Origin of the sequence: Moraxella boevrei DSM 14165, assembly GCF_000379845.1 — a bacterium.
Lineage (GTDB): Bacteria > Pseudomonadota > Gammaproteobacteria > Pseudomonadales > Moraxellaceae > Faucicola > Faucicola boevrei.
In genome coordinates this window covers 1-20,747 of record NZ_KB903781.1, presented here as the reverse complement: position 1 = coordinate 20,747, position 20,747 = coordinate 1, and the positions used below count along the sequence as shown (strand labels likewise).

Sequence of the window (20,747 nt, the reverse complement as noted above, 5' to 3'; positions counted from 1 at the left end):
CATGCCAAAATCTCCATTAATTATCAACAAAATTCCGCTATCACTCTACATTCACATTCCTTGGTGCGTGAAAAAATGTCCGTATTGTGATTTTAACTCGCACCAAAGCCAACCTAGCATTGACTTTGACGGTTATGTTCGCTGTTTGCTCACTGATTTGGACAGCCAGCTACAATGGGTACAACAGCGTGAAATCACGTCCATTTTTCTCGGTGGTGGCACGCCGTCGTTGTTGCCGATTGAGCAATATCGCCAATTATTTAATGGCATTAACGCCCGTTTGCAATTGGCAAGCAACTGCGAAATTACCATGGAAGCTAACCCTGCCACGGTAGAACACGCCCCATTTATCGATTATTTGGACGTGGGCATTAATCGCTTATCACTCGGTGTGCAAAGTTTTGACAGCGAAAAACTGCACGCACTGGGACGAATACACGACCGCACCCAAGCCATCACGGCGATTAAAAACGCCCAACAGGCGGGCTTTACTCGGCTCAATATTGACCTAATGCACGGCTTGCCGAACCAAACTTTACATCAAGCCTTGAACGATTTACGCCAAGCGGTGGATTTGGGCGTGCCACATTTATCTTGGTATCAGCTGACGATTGAGCCGAATACGGTTTTTTACCGTAATACGCCAATTTTACCACAAGATGATGTTTTGATGGATATTTTTGAAAAAGGCAGTGAATTTTTAATTAATAATCATTTTAGTCAATACGAAGTATCCGCTTGGATAAATAACCAAAAACCACAGCCTTGTCGGCACAATGTCAATTATTGGCAATTTGGCGATTATTTGGCGATTGGTTCAGGGGCTCATGGCAAAATCAGCACACCTGACGGGGTTTTTCGCTTTAGCAAATCCCGCTTGCCAAAAGATTATACTCGTAATCAATCGGCGATTGGTTGGCAAAAAATCGCTGATAGTGACATGGCATTTGAATTTATGATGAATGGGTTACGCCTAAAAAATGGCGTAGCAAAAGCCAACTGGTGCGAGCGTACCGGGCAAAATTGGCAAACGATTACACCAATTTTGGCAAAGTTAGAGCAAAAAGGGCTGATTAAAGTTGATGATAATATCCAATGCACACAAGCAGGTTTTTTATTTTTAAATCAAGTCTTAACGGAATTTTTAGTGGATTGATAAATAGAAGCCTTAAATGCAAACAACAACCGCAACGCTTAAAAATAATCCCCCCAACCAAAACTGTTCTGATTAATTTCAGTCAAAAATAAAATGCCAAACAGACTTTGCCCTTTTGTCTGCCATTTTTCCACATAAGAATGGGTAAAATTGAAGCTATCAATGCGTGTATTCTGCCGATACGTTTCAAGATTTCGCCGTTCTAAATCCGAGATATCATAATCCACCAACAAGCCATTCTCCACCGCCAAAAAATGACACGCCGAGCGTGGTTGCGTGGGTTCTTTGTATTTTGCAGTTTCATGGTAATGACAATACACTGCTTTATCCTGTGTGGGGTGGTAGCTAACATAATCGGCATTGATTGGGATATGAAGGGCAAGTTTTTGGTTAACGTGGGCGACATGATAACGCACATTGGAAAATTGACAGACCGTATCTTTTGTAAATTTTTTTTCAATTTTATAAATATAATCGTTAAATTTATCTAAACTTTTCCGCAAACCTGTAAGTTGTATTGAGCCAAATTTTTGATAATCAATTTGTAATTGAAATTGATTTGCCAACACCACATATTCATTAATCTGACAGCGTGTATTTTCATGGTTGACGCCATAAATAAGGGAAATTTGTTGAGAATTTTTAATAAGGTGTAAGCCATAAATGCCCATACTTGATACAATGGCGATGATTAACAAAGTTAGGCGTTTTTTTGTTGAAAAATCAAAGGGTTTCATAAGATTGCCTTTATTTGCTAATGTTAAAAAGTAAAAACCAAACAACCATTTGATTGTTTGGTTTTGTGTTGCCAATGAATTGACACAATCACTGAGTTAGGTCAACTGTGCCACGTTGATTTTATCCACATCTACTCTATCAGCTTCTTTGGTGTATTCGCTCATGCGGTCAAAATTCATGTAACGGTAAATGTCTGCTGACATACTGTTTAGTTTACCTGCATAGGTTTGGTACTCATCATTGGTTGGTAGTTTACCAAGTACCGATGCTACCGCTGCCAGTTCCGCTGATGCCAAATATACATTCGCCCCTTGACCTAGACGGTTCGGGAAGTTACGAGTAGAAGTGGATACCGCTGTGGATTTTGGTGCGATACGAGCTTGGTTACCCATACATAGCGAGCAACCTGGCATTTCAGTTCTTGCACCTGCTTGGGCGAATACGTTATATAGACCTTCGTCCATTAGTTGTTTTTCGTCCATTTTGGTCGGTGGTGCAATCCACAGACGAGTGGTCAAGCTGCCTGCTGGCACTTCGGTTAATAGATTTGCCGCTGCACGGAAATGCCCAATATTGGTCATACAAGAACCGATAAACACTTCGTCAATCTTGTCGCCTGCCACATCTGCCAAGGTCTTAGCATCGTCTGGGTCGTTTGGACAACACAAAATCGGCTCTTTGATTGAGCTCATATCAATGGTAATATCCGCTGCGTATTCTGCATCAGCATCGGCACGTAATAGACTTGGTTTGGCAAGCCACTCCTCCATACCTTTGATACGGCGTGCCAATGTGCGTGCATCGCCATAGCCTTCGCTAATCATCCATTTTAAAAGCGTGATGTTAGATGTTAAGTATTCTTTTACAGAATCTTCCGATAAAGTAATGGTACAACCTGCTGCAGAACGCTCTGCTGAAGCATCTGACAACTCAAAGGCTTGCTCTACGGTTAAATTCTCCAAGCCCTCAATTTCTAAGATACGACCGTTAAAGACATTTTTCTTGCCTGCTTTTTCAACAGTCAAAAGACCTTCTTTAATGGCTTGTAAAGGGATAGCGTGTACCAAGTCACGCAAAGTAATGCCCGGTTGCATTTCGCCAACAAATCGTACACGCACCGACTCAGGCATATCCAGGGGCATTACGCCAGTTGCTGCTGCAAACGCAACCAAGCCAGAACCTGCCGGGAATGAGATACCCATTGGGAAACGAGTGTGTGAGTCACCACCAGTACCCACAGTATCAGGTAATAACATACGGTTTAACCATGAGTGAATAATACCATCCCCTGGGCGAAGTGAAACGCCACCACGGTTCATAATAAAATCAGGTAAAGTATGCTGAGTTTCTACATCAATCGGTTTTGGATAGGCAGCAGTATGACAAAATGATTGCATGACAAGATCAGCTGAAAAGCCCAAACACGCCAAGTCTTTAAGCTCATCACGGGTCATCGGACCTGTGGTGTCCTGACTACCGACTGTCGTCATTTTAGGTTCGCAATATGCTCCTGGTCGTACGCCTTGACCTTCTGGCAGTCCGCAAGCACGACCGACCATTTTTTGTGCCAAGGTAAAACCTTTGCCTGTGTTGGCAGGTTGCTCTGGTTTGGCAAAAATATCTGACGGTGCTAATCCCAAATATTCACGCGCTTTGTTGGTCAAGCCACGACCGATAATCAAAGGAATACGACCACCTGCACGCACTTCGTCTAGTAGGGTTGGGGATTTTAGTTCAAAAGTAGAAATCACTTCATCGCTGTCGTGTTTGGTAATTTTACCATCATAAGGATAAATATCAAACAGATCGCCCATATTGAGTTTGCTGACATCAACTTCAATCGGCAATGCACCAGCATCTTCCATTGTATTAAAGAAAATCGGTGCAATTTTACCGCCCAAGCACAGACCACCAGCACGCTTGTTTGGCACGCCTTTGATGTCATCGCCCATTAACCATAATACTGAGTTAGTCGCTGATTTACGGCTAGACCCTGTACCGACCACATCGCCCACATAAGCAAGCGGAATGCCGTCTTTTTTAAGCTCTTCTATTTGGGTCATCGGTCCAATCACGCCATCTTGGTCAGGAACAATCCCTTCACGAGCATTTTTAAGCATTGCCAAAGCGTGTAGCGGAATATCAGGACGACTCCACGCATCTTGGGCAGGCGACAAATCATCGGTGTTGGTTTCGCCTGTTACTTTAAAAGTTTTGTAGGTGGATTTTTTGGGTACTTCTGGACGGTTTGTAAACCACTCAGCGTCCGCCCACGATTGAATGACTTCTTTGGCGATATCATTGCCAGCATCTGCCTTGTCGGTCACATCATGGAACGCATCAAACATAAGTAGGGTATATTTTAAAGCTTCGCCAGCATCACGAGCCAGATTTTTGTCGTCTAGGGCATCGACAAGTGGCTGAACGTTATAACCGCCTTGCATTTCGCCCAATAATTGAATGGCTTTTTGTTTGTCAATCAGCGGTGATGTTGCTTCGCCTCGCACAATCGCCGCCAAAAATCCTGCCTTAACATAGGCTGCTTGGTCGACCCCCGGTGGAATACGATTTTCTAATAAATCAAGCAAAAACGCCTCTTCGCCTGCAGGTGGATTTTTTAATAAGTCCACAAGTCCTGCCGCTTGTTCTTCGTTTAATGGCTGTGGCACAACGCCTTTTTCGGCACGCTCTTCAACGTGTTTGCGATATGCTTCTAACATTGACATAACATCATCCTCTTGTTGATTAACACTATGTGGGTGAAATTTAAACTACCTGCACACTGTTAATTTTGGCTAAAAATTAGACTAAAACCTAAGTAAAACTAACTAAAAAAACTAACACTAAATTGGGTAAATTTTTAACAAAGTTTTAAGATTTCAAACGTTAACATGATACGTTAAAACACTCAAAAAGTTAACGTAAAATTTGTAATGCTTGATATATAGCCATTATTTATTTAAAAAATACCCAAATTCTTATCATCAGCAAAACTATGTTATTCGCTATGTTAACTAAAAAATCAAAAAAAGTCCATATCCAAACGCTGACAAACACAAAGACAACGCTAAAAAAGCTAAATTTTGAGTTGATTTTCTGTTATACTATGCCAATTTAATTTTGCAATCACCTAATGCCGTTTATTCTTTTTAAAAAATTAATTTAGGACACGACAATGACACAAACCGTCCAAACCTTTTCCCCAAATGCTGTAACCACGTCATCGCCTATCCCCAAAGAACGCCCAAAACGTCCAGAAGTCGGTGAAAAATTGCGTGGGCATGATAAAGTGGCTCGTATCCCCATCAAAATTATCCCAACGGTCGAAGCTCCTAAAAAACCCGACTGGATTCGAGTAAAAATGTCAAGTCCTGCCGAAGTCGGACGTATCAAAGAAACCTTGCGTAAACAAAAACTTTACACCGTCTGCGAAGAAGCTGCTTGCCCCAACCTACCGCAATGCTTTGGCGATGGTACGGCGACTTTTATGATTATGGGTGATATCTGTACTCGTCGCTGTCCGTTTTGTGATGTGGCACACGGACGCCCCAATCCGCTTGACAAGCAAGAACCTATTCACACTGCCGAAACCATTGCAGGGCTTGGCTTAAAATACGCAGTGATTACCTCGGTTGATCGTGATGACTTAAAAGACGGCGGTGCTTCCCATTTTGCCCAAGTCATTACCGAGAGCCGTGCCTTGTCGCCAAACTGCTTGATTGAGATTTTGGTGCCTGATTTTCGTGGGCGTGAGCAGTTGGCATTGGATATTTTATCTGAAACCGCCCCTGACGTATTTAACCATAACATTGAAACCGTGCCACGTCTGTACAAGGCCTTCCGACCAGGCTCAGATTATCAACATTCGTTAAAACTGTTAAAGAATTATAAAGCACGCCGTCCTGATATCGTGACCAAATGTGGATTTATGGTAGGGCTTGGCGAAACCGAAGACGAAGTTTACGCCTTGCTAGACGATTTAAAAGCCCATGATGTGGACTTAATTACCATTGGACAATACTTACAACCAAGTAAATCGCACGCCCCTGTTGACCGTTTTGTGCATCCTGATGAATTTGACCGTTATACCGCTTATGGACAAAAGTTGGGTTTTGCCAATATTTGGGCAAATCCAATGGTACGCTCAAGCTACTTTGCTGACCGTCAGTATTATGGCGAGCCTTGCCCACGTCCAACCCGTGGTGCAAATCCGTTAAGCGAAGCAGACATGAAAAAAGGCGGTTGCTAAACTTATTTAATCATTAAATCTTGGTGGATTATGGTACAAATTATAATCCGCATTTTATTTATATAATATTAAATAAAAATTAAGGAAACACCATGGCAACGATACAATTAAATGGTGCAAAACTGCAAACGTCGCACGAGAATTTATTGACTTTTTTGGAAGAAATGGGGGAAACTAACGGTCGTTTTGCGGTAGAAGTCAACGGCAAATTAATCCCGAAAAGCCAACTTAACACCACGCCAATTCACGATAATATGGTGATTGAAATAGTGCAAGCGGTAGGTGGGGGTTAATTTTTATTAATTTTTACACTAAAATCCGCCACAACACGAATGACACCGCAAGCAAATAAAAAATCGGTGCAAGCCAACTACTCACTTGCCAGATGCTAAATGTCGCCACTTGCTGAGCGATAAATAGTGAACCAACAAAACCAAGCAACGCCACCCAGTCTTGCTGTCGGCTTTTGAGTATATCGGCACGGATTTGTTGCATTTCTCGTAGTTGTAAATCCTGATGCCCACCCAAATTTGCCAAACTTTGCAAACTATTGTCCAATAATTTTGGCAAATCATTGAAACTTAATAACATTTCTGGTAATTGCCCACGCAATTCTTGCATTTTTTGCAATGGGTCAAGTTGTTGTTTTACCCATTGGGTCAAAATTGGTTTGGCAAGTGACCAAATATCCAAATCAGGGTACAAATCTCGTCCCAACCCTTCAACGTGAACCAAGGTTTTTAACAACAACATCAGTTGTGGTGGAATGTCCAAATGATAACGTCTAGCAATGTCCAAAATAGACATCAACACGCCTGCAAAGTCAATTTCATTAATCGGTTTGCTAATCATCGGTGATACGGTTCGTCGCATATCTCGCATTAGGGCGTAGCGGTCGGTGTTTGGCGGTATCCAACCAGCCCGTGCAATGGTATCCACCAAGCCTGTAAAATTGTTATTCATCACCGATAATAATAGCCGAGCCACCAATAATTGGTCGTCCTTGCCCAGTTCGCCCACAATTGAGCAATCCAGGGCAATGTAGCGTGGATTGGGGTTTGGCGTACCGCTTGGCAAGGTTTCTACAAACACATTACCAGGGTGCATATCGGCATGGAAAAAATTATCTCGAAAGACTTGGGTAAAAAAAATCGTCAGGCCTTTTTCGGCAAGACTTGCCCTATCGTAACCAAGCTCATCAAAAATGTGTGTTTGCGATATCGGCACGCCTTCAATGCGTTCCATTATCATCACATTTTTGCTCGCTTGATACACTTCTGGCACATACATCAAGCGAGAATGCAAAAAATTATTTCGCATTTGCATCGTATTATCGGCTTCTAGGGTCAAATCCAGTTCATTTAACATCACTTGACGGTAGTCTTCCACCACATCAATAATATGGATTGCCCTTGCAGGCTCTAAACGTGCGGATGTCCAATTTGCCAAATCTCGCAACAACTCAAAATCTGCCAAAATCTGCTCACGAATACCCGGACGCACCACTTTTACCACCACTTCACGCCCATCGTGCAAGCGTGCAGTATGTACTTGGGCGATAGAAGCCGCCGCCAATGGCATTTCGTCAAATCGCACAAACAACTCATCTAATGACTGTCCAAAACCGCCATCTTTTACTGATTTTTCAATTTGTTGTTTGACAATCGCCACATCAAACGGCTTCACACGGTCTTGTAACTGCACTAACTGCTCAATAATTTGTGGCGGTACAAGGTCTCGGCGAGTGGATAACAGTTGCCCCAATTTTAAAAACAAGGTCCCCATTTCTTCCAATGCCAACTTCACGCCATTAGGCTGGGGTTTAGCGAACCAAGCGGCATGATGACTGGCAATTAGCCGAGCTAGTGGGGCAAGCTCTGGCATTTCATCGTGGTTTAAATGCGTATCAAGGCGGTATTTGGCACAGATTTGCCAAAGCTGAAACAGACGTTTACGGTGCGTAATTAACACAAGTTGGCTCTTTTATCAGTTATTTTTAATTAATGCGTCATTTAAATTTCTTAAATCATGAATTTGTTCATTCAATTTGGCAATCATTTCATCTTTATAAGCTAAAGTTAATTTTAATTTATCAATTTCGTGCTGATAGTGCTTTACATCATCGTTGATTTGTGTGTTTTGGTAAATATATTGACTATCTTTGGTACTTTGATAAAAGATTTGGCTCGTGGTGCTAAGCAACTGGGCAATATCCACATCAAAAATATCGGCAAATTGTTCTAACCGCTCTAAGGTCAACCGAGTCTCACCACGCTCTATTTTGGCATAACCTTGTGGGGTTAGGTCAATTTTTTTGGCAACATCTTCCTGTGTCCAATGATGATTTTCTCGCAATTCACGGATTTTTTCGTAAGTTTTCATCTTAAGCCTAACTTCCATTGAATAAACTAAAAGCATAATTTACCATATTCCCCCAATTTATTGTAGTTTTTTTTAAAATAGTTGATAAAGTTGCAATTTTTAGGTTATTCACCTATTCTTAAAAAAATTGACAAAAAAAATTGGGCTAACACGGTAACCCAATTTTATTAAATTCACATTAACACTACGCACCGAGCAAACTTTGTCCGCACACACGCACGATTTGCCCATTCACACCGCCTGACGCAGGGCAGGCAAGCCACGCAATCGTCTCGGCAACGTCCACAGGCAGACCGCCTTGGCTCATTGAGTTCATACGGCGACCCGCTTCACGAATGGCAAACGGAATTTGTGCGGTCATTTGTGTTTCAATAAATCCAGGGGCGACCGCATTAATCGTCATGCCATTTTTTAGGCGTGGGGCGGTGGCTTGTACCACACCAATTACCCCTGCTTTACTCATGGCGTAGTTGGTTTGCCCCAAATTACCTGCAATGCCACTAATTGACGACACGCAAACAATGCGAGCATTTTGGTTAAATACTTGATTTTCAAGTAAACTATCGTCAATGGTTTGTTCGGCTTTTAGGTTAATATTTAACACCAAATCCCACATTTTTTCGTCCATTTTTGCCAAAGTTTTATCACGCGTTACCCCTGCATTGTGGATAATGGCATCCAGTCCACCACGTTTTTTGGCAACTTCAGCAATTTTTTCCCCTGCATCGCTCGCTGTGATATCAAGGGCTAAGGTTGCCCCCCCGATTTCACCTGCGACTTTTTGCAAGTCGGCTTGTTGCCCTGCCACGTCCAAACAAATTACAAACGCCCCATCCCGAGCCAACACACGAGCGATTGACTCACCGATACCACGGCTTGCCCCTGTAACCAGCATGGTTTTACCTGCCAATGGTTTTTGCCAATTAACCACAACCGCATCAGCGTTGCCAACACGCACCACTTGCCCTGACACATATGCCGAACGTGGTGATGCAAAAAATCTTAAAGTACTTTCAAGATTTTCTGCACCACCTTGTCCCACATAAATCAACTGACTGGTAATGCCTTTTTTTAATTCTTTGCCGACTGATTTTACAAAGCCTTCTAACGCACGCTGTGCCGCCGCTTGAGCAACCGTTTCACACTGTTCAGGTGGCACGCCTAGCACAATAACACGCCCTGATTTTTCAATGGCACGGGCAATCGGATGAAAAAATTCATACACCTGCTTTAAACCGTCCGTATCACTCACGCCACTGGCATCAAAAATCGCCACTTTATAACGACCGTCCGCCATTGGTAAGTTCGCTGTCAACGAATGTTTGGCAAAATTATCACCAAGTGTTGCCGATGTGAACACGTCTGCATTTACATTTGCCAAAATTTTTGCCACGCTATCGGTCAATACCGCCCCTTGACTTGCCCCAAAAATCACGCTACCTGTAATCGGTGCTTGACCGTCTTTGTAACGTTCCAAACGGATTGGCATCGGTAAGCCAAGATTTTGGGCAACTTTTTTACCAAGTGGCGATTGAACAAAATTTGAATAATTATCTGACATCAGAAATCCTTATTGCTTGTTAAAAGTAAAACGAATGATTGTTAAAATATTTTTATTATATCAAATCTTGGCTAAAAGACTATGATTAAACTGTAACTAAAACTAAAAATTATTATTTAAATGATTTTATATAAAATTTTGTTATTGTTTTGGTTCAATTTAATTTTTTTGAAAAATTTGTGGTAAACTAGGCGTTCTTTTTGTTAAGTTTTTAAAAATTAACACCAATTTCAGCAAACATCTATTTTTAAGAATTTTAATCATTCATCAGTTATTATTAAGGATAAAATCATGAGCAATCCCCGTAAAGTCGCTATTTTGGGTGGTAATCGTATTCCTTTTGCCCGTTCTAATGGTGTGTATGCCAACGCCAGTAACTCAGATATGTTAACCGCCAGTTTAAATGGCTTAGTTGAGCGGTTTGATTTGCAGGGTGAACGTCTTGGCGAAGTGGTCGCAGGGGCGGTTATCAAACTTAGCCGTGATATTAATATGACCCGTGAATGCGTGTTAAGCACGGCGTTAGACCCACAAACACCTGCCTATGACATTTCACAAGCGTGTGGCACAGGCTTACAGGCGACGTTTGCCGTAAGTAATAAAATTGCGTTGGGTTTGATTGATTCAGCGATTGCAGGCGGGGTGGATACCACATCTGATGCACCGCTTGGGATTGGTGATGGCTTGCGTAAAGCCTTGTTAAAGTTAAACAATGCCAAAACCAACAAACAACGCTTGCAAGCCTTATTGTCAATTAATCCAAAAGATTTGATTGATGCCCCACAAAATGGTGAGCCACGCACGCATTTGTCTATGGGCGAACACCAAGCGATTACAGCGTTAGAATGGGGCATTACGCGTGAAGCCCAAGACGAATTGGCATTTAACAGCCATAAAAATTTGGCTCGTGCCTATGACGAAGGTTTTTTTAATGATTTAATGACGCCGTTTCGTGGTTTGACCCGTGATAACAACTTGCGTCCTGACGTTACTTTGGAAAAATTGGCAAGTTTAAAACCTGTGTTTGGCAAAAAAGGGGCAAACCCAACCATGACCGCAGGTAACTCAACGCCATTGACAGACGGTGCGTCTTGCGTTCTACTGGCAAGCGATGAATGGGCAACCGCTCACGGCTTAAAACCGTTGGCATATATCACGCACCAAGAAACGGCAGCGGTTGATTTCATCGGCAAAACAGGCGAAAAAGAAGGCTTATTGCTCGCCCCTGCGTATGCCGTACCAAGAATGTTGGCTCGTGCAGGTTTGACGTTGCAAGATTTTGATTATTATGAAATTCACGAAGCTTTCGCTAGCCAAGTGCTATCCACGTTAAAGGCGTGGGAAGACGAAACTTTCTGTAAAGAACGTTTGGGCTTGGATAAAGCATTAGGCTCAATTGACCGTAGTAAATTGAATGTCAACGGCTCATCATTGGCGGCAGGACACCCATTTGCGGCGACAGGTGGACGTATCTTAGCAAGCACCGCAAAATTGCTTGACCAAAAAGGTGGCGGACGTGCGTTGATTTCTATCTGTGCCGCAGGTGGTCAAGGCGTGGTAGCGATTGTTGAGAAGTAATTTTTCTTAACATAAACATTATTAATAACATTTGAAAAACAGGTGAAAATTTCGCCTGTTTTTTTGTTTACTTTTAACTTCACTAATATCATTAAATCAGCTATACTGCTATAAAATCATCGCCGCAATCCACCCAAATACCAATAACGGCAAATTATAATGCAAAAATGTCGGCACAACACTGTCATAAATATGACTGTGCTGACCGTCCACATTAAGCCCCATCGTCGGTCCTAGCGTAGAATCTGACGCAGGCGAACCGGCATCACCTAGCGCCCCTGCTGTCGCAATCAAAGACACGGTCGCAAGCGGTGAAAACCCCATGCTCATACACAGTGGCACATAAATGGTGGCAATGATTGGTACTGTAGAAAATGACGAACCAATGCCCATCGTCACCACAAGTCCGATAAATAACATTGCAAACGCCGCCAAACCCTTTGACCCTGCAAATATCTCGGTGCTAGCGTCCACGAGAGGCTTGATTTGCCCTGTGGCATTCATGACTTCAGCAAAGCCCTGTGCGGTAATCATGATAAAGCCAATCATGGCAAGAAGTTTCATACCATCATTAAACACACTGTCGGCTTCTGACCACTTGACCACGCCTGTCGCCATAAACACCCCAAAACCTGTCAATGCCCCCAAAATCAAAGAATCAGTGTAGAGTTTCATCACAAATGACACGATAATAGCAACTACGGCAATGGCGGTGCGGTATTTGATGTTATCACTTAATTTGGTGGATTTCGTGGTTTGATTAAACAAATCATCATTACTTGCGATGTCAATATCTTGGTAAATGCGTGGCTTACGGTAACTGACAAAAATCGCCGTCAATAAACCCACAAGCATTCCCAAAGCAGGAATTAGCATGGCGTGAATCACCGAAATACCTTTAACATCTAGCCCAGCTTCGCTGATATTTTTTAAAATAATTTGGTTAAGATAAATATCACCGAAGCCATATGGCAAAAACATATAGGTATTGACAAGTCCAAAAGTCATCACACACGCAAGTAGCCTTCTGTCAATTTGCAAACGATTAAATACTAAAATCAAAGGTGAAATAACCAGTGGAATAAAGGCAATATGAATGGGAATTAAATTTTGGCTTGCCATACTCATCAATAACACACCGCCAATTAACAGCCATTTTAGACTACCCCGCTTACCGTCTTTTTTGGCATTAATGGCAGAAATTGCCTTTTTTGACAACATTTGTGGCATGCCCGAATGCGAAATAGCGACCGCAAACGCCCCGAGCAACGCATAAGATAAGGCAATCACCGCACCTTCTTTTAGACCGTTTTGAAAATGGGTCAAAATACCTGTAGTGACAACTTTATCATCTGCCCCAACGATGTCAGTCAGTGGCAAGCCTGCAATCAAACCGCCTGTCACTGCCCCAATAATCAAACTTAGCACCACATGAACCCGTGACAAAGACAGCACGAGCATGACAATCACCGCCCACAATACCGCATTGGTTAGCATAATTTTCCCCAAAACTATCCAAAATATACAAAAAATTACAAAACGAAATTTTTCACAAAAAAAGAACGCAAATTTTACGTTCTTTTTTATTAAGTTACCAATTAAGCATCATAAGGGTCACGCAAGACAATGGTCTCACTGCGGTCTGGACCTGTTGAAATAATATCAATTGGGCATTCAATCACGGCTTCAATGCGTTTGATGTATTGTTGGGCATTGGTCGGCAAGTCGTCAAATTTGGTCACACCCACCGTGCTTGATTGCCAGCCTTTCACCGTTTCATAGACTGGCTTGACATTCTCGTAAAACTCAGCGTCACTTGCACCAACGACTTCACCATTTGACAACTCATAACCTGTACAAATATTGATTTCTTCTAACTCGTCAAGCACGTCAAGTTTGGTCAAGCAAATGCCTGATAACGAATTTAACACCACCGCACGGTGTAAAATCGCTGCATCAAACCAACCACAACGACGAGCTCGTCCTGTGGTCGCTCCAAACTCTTGACCCACTTTTGCCAAATGCTCGCCTGTTTCATCAAAAAGTTCGGTTGGGAAAGGACCTGAACCGACACGTGTGGTATAGGCTTTGGTGATGCCTAGCACATAATCAAAGTACAATGGCCCTAAACCTGTGCCTGTACACACACCACCTGCCGTAGTATTAGAACTCGTGACAAACGGATAAGTACCATGGTCTACGTCAAGCAATGTGCCTTGTGCCCCTTCAAACATCAAGTTTTTGCCTGCTTTACGCATCGCATCAAGCTCACCTGTTACGTCCGCTACCAACTCTTTAAGCTCATCACGCCATTCATTGGCAAGGGCTAAGGTTTTGTCAAAATCTACCGCTTCCACGCCGTAATATTGGGTTAAAGCAAAATTGTGAAATTCTAAATTGTCTTTTAATTTATCAGCAAAATCTGCACGCAAAAGGTCGGCAAAACGCAAGGCACGGCGGGCGACTTTGTCTTCGTAGGCAGGTCCAATGCCACGTCCTGTTGTGCCAATTTTGTTACCGCCACGCTTGATTTCACGGGCTTGGTCTAGGGCAACGTGCTGTGGGAGAATTAGCGGACAGTTTGGCGATATTTTTAGTCGCTCACGCACAGGCACGCCAGCTTCTTCCAAGGTTTTCATTTCCTTAAGCAGTGCATCGGGGGCAAGCACTACGCCATTGCCGATATAGCAGGTTACGCCTTCACGCAAAATCCCTGATGGAATAAGGTGCAACACGGTTTTTTCACCATTTACCACAAGGGTATGCCCTGCGTTATGACCACCTTGATAACGTGCCACCGCCGACGCTTTTTCGGTCAACAAATCCACGATTTTGCCTTTGCCTTCATCGCCCCATTGGCTACCTAATACAACGACGCTTTTTCCCATAATTTTCACCCTTTTGGTTAATTAATTTGATTAGCTGTTTTTCAATAAATTTTTAAAAAAATTACAATGCTTTTTGTTGCCATTGCCCTTGTTCATACACAAGCCTGTGCGTTGCCGACGCTGGTATATCTTGTTCAGATAAGGCGACAACCACCGCTTGCCCTTCTTTACGCAAGGTTGTTATCACTTGCTCACGCTGTTCTAACACGTCATTTGGCAAATTTGATGAGAAAGCTACAATAGTCAACATTTCTTTAGGATTATCAATATGTTGTTGCCAACGGGTTAAATCACAACTAAAGCCTGTGGCTTGACGTAGCTCATTGGCAAACGGATTAAGGTATCTTCCACCCCGCACGATTGGTAACCGCTCATTTTCCACATATACATTAAACACCACGCCTGTATGATAATGATAGCCTTTGAGAGCCGAGACATCCACACTAATGCTAATGTTACGGCTATGCAAATGGCGGATTAATGCCGTCAAATCATCGAGTGCTTGACGAATCGTCGGATGTGATTTGGCAGTAATGGACAGTTTTTCTTCTAATTTTGTCAAGTCATTGCTAAATTCACCTAGCACATAAAAATCTTGGGCAAAGGCGGATGTTTTGGCAAGTTGTTGGCAAAAACTGTCTAACGCTGGCAAGGCTTTATTACTGTATAAATCAATCAGTTGCCCTTTTACATTCGGCGATAAATTGGCAAGTTGGCTCAAAGTTTGGAAAATCGCCACATGACCGATATCCAAATGACAACGAGCGATTAACTGATTATTATCTAATAATGCTAACAATAAATTTAAGATTTCTATATCAGCCTTTAAATCACTTATTCCAAAAATCTCCGCACCCAACTGCAACGGCATTCGTGAACCAAACAAACCTTTTGGCAAGGTATAAACCACATGCCCTGCATAACAGTAGCGAGCAATGCTTGACGCCATCGCAGTTTGACGGTTTTGCAGATTGGCATCAATCCTTGCAATTTGTGGCGTAATATCTGCACGCACGCCCATAGAACGCCCTGTTAATTGATCAATCATTTTAAAAGTTTGACGTTTTAAATCTTCGGTGGCATAACCAAGCAAACTTTCGGTAAACTCAATCAACGGCGGACTGACAAGCTCATAACCATACGATCTCAAAATCGCTAATAGCTCATGGCGTAAGTTTTCTTGTTTGACCGCTTGGTGCGATAATAAATCTTGAACACCGTCAGGCAGTAGCCATGTATTGGCATTTTGACAGTTAAATTCGGTTTGACTTTGGTTGGATTGATGATTTGGTTGGTTATTTGCCGTATTCACGGTTTTCCCCTAGCCTTGGCTTTAATTAGCTTGGTAAAATAATTTTGAAAATTTGACGAATAAATAAAGCGACATGAAAAGAAAAATAGCACACTTTTCCTTTTTATTGTAACATAGCAAATCTGGATTGGCAAAATCATTCTTATATTTTCGCTATTTTTTTTAATTTTTACAAAAAATATAAAAATTCAATTTATTTTTATTTAAATTTCTCAGCAAATTTTAAGTTTTTTACAAGGCAATGAACTGACAATTGGCTTTTTTTTTGTTACAATAGACGCTATTTATTGTTGCAAAGCGAGACTGGTTATGACAAAAAATCTTCTAAAAAATCACCCAGACAACCAATCTCCAACCACGACTATTCCCCTACACACCGACGAACCATCGCAAGACCTAGACGAAACACCTACAAAAAACCAAACAGAAGTTTATCAAATTCAACACAATGAAAATGATGAAGATGAGCTAGATTTGGATTTGCACGGCGAAGACAGCTATATCTATGGTGAAGATTACGAAGAAGACGAAGACGGCGAACCAATCGCTGAAATTGACAATACGCCACCTGAATATAATCCCGAAGCCGAGCTAGATGAGAGCCGATTTGTTGGGATAAATGAAGTTTCAAATTGTTTTACTTATTCACGCAAAACAGGCGAAAAATTGGGCGAAATTGAGCTAGACGATGTCCGCCGTGAGCTTGCTAACAACAATGTGTTCGTTTGGGTTGGTCTGCACGACCCAAGTGCCGAAACAATTCATGAAGTGAAAGAAGCCTTTGATTTGCATGAATTGGCGATTGAAGATGCGTTTGCCGAGCATCAACGAGCCAAAGTAGAAAGCTACGGTAGCGATAGCGTGTTCGTGGTAGTGCGAACTGCCAAACTCACTGATAATAATATCCGTTATGGTACGACCGCAATCTTTATGGGTAAACAGTATATTATCACCATTCGCCAAGGCGCATCGCACAGTTACGAAAGCGTGCGTGATTATTGTCATCGTCGCCCTGAAAAACTGCGGTTAGGACCGATTTTTGTATTGCACGCAATTTTGGACTTTGTGGTGGACAACTATTTGCCGATTACCGAAAAATTGGGGCGTTATTTGCGTGAGCAAGAACGTGAAATTTTTTCGGAAAGTTTTGATATTCAAACCCTGCGAAATTTATACGAATTAAAGTCACAGTTGGTACATATGCGAGCGGTGATTTTGCCTGTGCAAGATATTTGTAACTTTTTTATCAATCACAAAAAAAATGACCTAACGCCAACATTCCCAAGCCAAGCCAAACCGTATTTTCGGGACGTGAACGACCATTTATTACGTGCGTTGGATGCGGTAAATGGTCTTAATGAAATGCTATCGGTGGCAATGGATACCTACATGGCGGTGGTGACGATGGGGCAAAATGAAGTGGTACGAAAACTGGCGGCATGGGCAGGTATTTTGGCAGTGCCAACCGCGATGGCAGGGATTTATGGTATGAATTTTGATAATATGCCTGAGTTGTCGTGGCGATATGGTTATTTTGTATTGCTTGGGCTGATTTTTGCGATTTGTGGGACGTTATATTATCGCTTTAGAAAAGCAGATTGGTTGTAAAAAAAACGAGCAAACCGTTAAAAAGGTGGAAATTTTAAATTTCTGCCTTTTTTATGGCTTAAATAAGACAGAAAAAACGCTCCAACAGGTGGAGCGTCTTGAAAATTATACAATAGATTTAAGTTTTAAATGATTTGGTCATTGATATCTTGCAATACATAAAGTGTTGCACCATTACCTATATACATATCATACACCTTGCTTTCACCATTTACCTCTTTATTGTATGTACCAGCTTTCGTCATATTTTGGATTTGAACCGTATCGCTTGCATCACCATCTATAAATAGCTTATTACGACCATCTGTCATGGAAAGCACGCTACTAGCGGTAATCTTAAGTGATTGAGCAAAATCATTGGTCATATCAATTGCTTCGATATTTTTGATGGTTGATGACTGAATGGCACTAAAATCAATCTGTTTTTGATTAGTACCCTCTAACTCAACCCAGTTAATCAATGATAAGGTATCAAAATTGTTGGTATCTGTTGCGATCTCTTCAGCACTATAGGCATAAGCTGTATTTTCGAAGCTATCGTAACCATCACCATCAATTATAGTATTTTTACCATAGAACAATACATCGTTACCTGTACCACCAATTAATGTATCTTGACCGCCATTGCCAACCAAAGTATCCTCACCTCGTCCACCATTAATAACTTCAGCTTTGGTTGAGCCAACATAGTAATCGTTTTTATGTTGCTCAAATGAACCTTGGTCAGTGTAAGGACGCACCTCTGACATCTGATTTGCAGTAAGCCCGTCAAAGTCAAAACGAATATCAGAAATGGCTTGGTCACCGTCATTATCTACGTAGGCATATTTAAATGCAAACGTACCTTTCTCACCTGCTTTCACAATATCTGCAATATTACTCACTGCTTTAAAACTGTAAGAGCCATCACGATGAGCTGTCATTACCCCATATTTGCTCTTAATTTCAAAAGTCTGAGCTTGGTTAATATCCTGCGTCACGACCCCTGCTTTTGTTTTCATAACAACTTCAGTGATACCTTCTTCTAAAGCACCATCTGCCTTTTTAGCAAGCCATGTCACATCAACACCTTTAGCATCACCACCGATATGAATTTTACCTTGAATATCAACGTTGGTACTCAGGTCTAATGGATTTGTGATTGGCGATAAATTCGCTTTTACATCAAAGTTATTATCTTGAGCCTCAGTGGTAGTCAAAATCGTACCGTCTAGAATAGTACGAATAAAGTTTACTTTGGTCGCGTCTGGCAGAGTTAATGAATTAACCTTATCAAATAATGCTTGTGTTACGGCTGTCGCATTCGCAATGTTATTACTATTCGCCACAGACTTGCCATTGCTAAGAGTAGTATTATATAACTGAGTCCATAAATCATAAACCTGTTTAACGTTAGCATCATTTTGGGCTAGCCCAACTGCATTCGCAAACTCAGCGATAGACATCTGTTTACCATCTTGTAGTAGATTATTATTCAGAAGATTAATCTTTCTATCATTATCTAAGAAGCCTGCTAGTCCTTGAGAAACAGACCATGACTGAGTCGTAAGGTTGTTAAATGCAGTAAGTATTTCTTTATTAATATCCGCATTGGTACCCTGTTTAACCGCCCCCTCGATTTTCAATAGATAAGCTGTATCACCTACTTGAATCACTTGGTCACTGTTTTTTACAATCACAAAGTCATTTGAAGGAACTCCTTGCAGATTATTTGTATCATTGGTGGTTTCTAAGTGAGTTAGACCAAATTTAACCAACGGTGTTTGTACTTTCTCACCATTGATGGTGATATCAAACTGCACCGCAAGGCTGGTTTTTTCAAGTACACCATACTGTGAATTAATACTGTTGTTACGGTGAGTAAAAGTGCCCAACGTAAAAGTATCCGTTATTTTGGTGAGTGATGTGCTTGAAAGCTGTGCATTATCGACCAAATCATAACCTGCAGTTTTCTGAGAATTTCCATTCCAACCCCAAGCCAATGAGTCATCGAGATTATCGTTGTCACGTTGAGTATTCTCAGAAAGAACATTTGTAGACTCAGTAAGCTGTTTTACTACACCATCATTATAATTTACGGTCACGTTTGTGCCCAACAACGTGGATGTTGCATTTTGTACTTGTGCGTTTGAATAAGATAGCTCAACCTTATAAGTAGTGTCAGTAAAGCCTGCTGTCAGATTACCAAAACCAATCGTATCATGAGCCACTTGGATATTGTGTACAACGTTATCTTGTCTTGGCATATCATCTTCTACAACAACGACGATATTTTTACCTTGTTCTGCCACGGCAATGATATCATTACCTGCTTTGGCAGAGACATTAAACGTAATCGGTAGCGTATCTTCACCACCTTTATTTGGATGGTCAATCGGACGTTTTAACTCTACTTGATAGGCAAAATTCATCTGATTATTCGCATTATCCGCTTTACCAATGTTATCAACTTTGACAACAATGGCTGGGTTAGTTCCTTTGTCATCTAGACCTGCCGTCCATATGGTTTGACCATTTTCTACCTTTTTAGACCAAATAAGCGGTTTTAAATCAGCAGTCAATTGAGAACCTGTATCAAGGACAATACTCATTGAATCGGTGATTGATTTATCTGTAACATCGATATTTTTAATCGCTATACTACCTTTTGTTACTAATTCGTTTGTCTTATCCTCATAACCAGCCAGAGCCTTATCGTCTTTGTTACCACCAATAAGTCCTTCTTCAGAAACACGCGTTGGTGGATCGATTTCAATATTTGGCTTATCGTTAGCTTGTTTTGGATCGTTTGGATCAGGTTTTGTCGGATCGGTCGGATCTGGGCTAACAGGTGTGTTGCCGTCTGTTGTGCCATTGTCGTGAATGGTGGTTGTTACAGACTGCTTTGTTGGTTCAGTCGTTTTTACATCTTGTTCGCCAACTTTAGCGGATACCAGTTCAACTTGATAGGTNTCTGCCCCTTCGTAAACATTATCGTTAACCAATGGGGTTTCTACTTCTAGTTTAGTACCTGCTGGCATATCTACTTTATAAACACCGTCTTTAATCGTTGGTGTTAATTCCGTGCGTACGCCTTTTGCNTCAACTGCATAGACTTTAGTNCCGTTTGTAACCAAGTCAGCATCTTCTGCGGTTAGCGGATCTTTTGTACTCACTTTGAATTCAACCGTAATTGGGCTTTCGCTTGTTTTACCGTTGTCAATCGCGATGGTGTAAGTAGGTACAGTTTTGTCGTCCGCTGTTTTGCCATTTTCATTCGTGTTGGTTGTCCCTGT

14 protein-coding genes are annotated in these 20,747 nt (G+C 41.7%); 5 read left to right on the top strand and 9 right to left on the bottom strand.

Annotated features, from left to right (window positions below; all coding sequences use genetic code 11):
• The first annotated feature begins 1 nt into the window (after position 1).
• Positions 2–1,156, top strand: coding sequence for a radical SAM family heme chaperone HemW (gene hemW, locus A3G3_RS0105460; RefSeq protein ID WP_019519534.1), 1,155 nt, complete (start codon positions 2–4; stop codon positions 1,154–1,156).
• Positions 1,157–1,194: 38 nt separating this feature from the next.
• Here hemW and A3G3_RS0105455 read toward each other — a convergent pair whose 3' ends face one another.
• Positions 1,195–1,893 (bottom strand): hypothetical protein, encoded by a 699-nt coding sequence (locus A3G3_RS0105455; protein ID WP_019519533.1) that lies wholly within the window; start codon positions 1,891–1,893, stop codon positions 1,195–1,197.
• Positions 1,894–1,989: 96 nt separating this feature from the next.
• Positions 1,990–4,614, bottom strand: a complete 2,625-nt coding sequence (gene acnB / locus A3G3_RS0105450; protein WP_026212867.1) for a bifunctional aconitate hydratase 2/2-methylisocitrate dehydratase — start codon at positions 4,612–4,614, stop codon at positions 1,990–1,992.
• Between the two features lie 455 nt (positions 4,615–5,069).
• Here acnB and lipA point away from each other — a divergent pair, with 455 nt between their 5' ends.
• Both lipA and thiS read left to right on the top strand, forming a co-directional pair.
• The gene (gene lipA / locus A3G3_RS0105445) at positions 5,070–6,143 is read left to right on the top strand and encodes a lipoyl synthase (RefSeq protein ID WP_019519531.1); all 1,074 of its coding nucleotides are present in this window, start codon (positions 5,070–5,072) and stop codon (positions 6,141–6,143) included.
• A gap of 92 nt (positions 6,144–6,235) precedes the next feature.
• A complete protein-coding gene (gene thiS, locus A3G3_RS0105440) occupies positions 6,236–6,436 on the top strand; it encodes a sulfur carrier protein ThiS (protein ID WP_019519530.1) in 201 nt (66 codons plus the stop codon).
• Between the two features lie 13 nt (positions 6,437–6,449).
• Here thiS and A3G3_RS0105435 read toward each other — a convergent pair whose 3' ends face one another.
• From A3G3_RS0105435 to A3G3_RS0105425, 3 genes are all read right to left on the bottom strand, one after another.
• Positions 6,450–8,114 carry an ABC1 kinase family protein gene (locus tag A3G3_RS0105435; RefSeq protein WP_019519529.1) on the bottom strand — a complete coding sequence of 555 codons (1,665 nt, stop codon included), beginning with the start codon at positions 8,112–8,114 and terminating at the stop codon, positions 6,450–6,452.
• A gap of 15 nt (positions 8,115–8,129) precedes the next feature.
• A complete protein-coding gene (locus A3G3_RS0105430; RefSeq protein ID WP_019519528.1) occupies positions 8,130–8,525 on the bottom strand; it encodes a helix-turn-helix domain-containing protein in 396 nt (131 codons plus the stop codon).
• A gap of 184 nt (positions 8,526–8,709) precedes the next feature.
• Positions 8,710–10,086, bottom strand: coding sequence for a 3-oxoacyl-ACP reductase (locus A3G3_RS0105425; protein WP_019519527.1), 1,377 nt, complete (start codon positions 10,084–10,086; stop codon positions 8,710–8,712).
• A gap of 291 nt (positions 10,087–10,377) precedes the next feature.
• Between A3G3_RS0105425 and A3G3_RS0105420 the strand changes: the two genes are divergently transcribed.
• Positions 10,378–11,664, top strand: a complete 1,287-nt coding sequence (locus A3G3_RS0105420; protein ID WP_019519526.1) for an acetyl-CoA C-acetyltransferase — start codon at positions 10,378–10,380, stop codon at positions 11,662–11,664.
• 108 nt (positions 11,665–11,772) lie between these two features.
• Here A3G3_RS0105420 and A3G3_RS0105415 read toward each other — a convergent pair whose 3' ends face one another.
• From A3G3_RS0105415 to A3G3_RS0105405, 3 genes are all read right to left on the bottom strand, one after another.
• Positions 11,773–13,161, bottom strand: coding sequence for a Na+/H+ antiporter family protein (locus A3G3_RS0105415; protein ID WP_019519525.1), 1,389 nt, complete (start codon positions 13,159–13,161; stop codon positions 11,773–11,775).
• Between the two features lie 101 nt (positions 13,162–13,262).
• Positions 13,263–14,552, bottom strand: coding sequence for an adenylosuccinate synthase (locus tag A3G3_RS0105410; RefSeq protein ID WP_019519524.1), 1,290 nt, complete (start codon positions 14,550–14,552; stop codon positions 13,263–13,265).
• A 61-nt stretch (positions 14,553–14,613) separates the two neighbouring features.
• Positions 14,614–15,864 (bottom strand): ATP phosphoribosyltransferase regulatory subunit, encoded by a 1,251-nt coding sequence (locus tag A3G3_RS0105405; protein WP_019519523.1) that lies wholly within the window; start codon positions 15,862–15,864, stop codon positions 14,614–14,616.
• 309 nt (positions 15,865–16,173) lie between these two features.
• Here A3G3_RS0105405 and corA point away from each other — a divergent pair, with 309 nt between their 5' ends.
• Complete coding sequence (gene corA / locus A3G3_RS0105400; RefSeq protein ID WP_019519522.1) at positions 16,174–17,472, top strand: magnesium/cobalt transporter CorA; 1,299 nt, start codon at positions 16,174–16,176, stop codon at positions 17,470–17,472.
• A 125-nt stretch (positions 17,473–17,597) separates the two neighbouring features.
• Here the strand turns inward: corA and A3G3_RS14965 are convergent, their stop codons facing one another.
• Positions 17,598–18,221: a hypothetical protein gene (locus A3G3_RS14965; RefSeq protein ID WP_456152358.1), complete on the bottom strand. Its 624-nt coding sequence runs from the start codon at positions 18,219–18,221 to the stop codon at positions 17,598–17,600.
• Positions 18,222–20,747 lie beyond the last annotated feature (2,526 nt).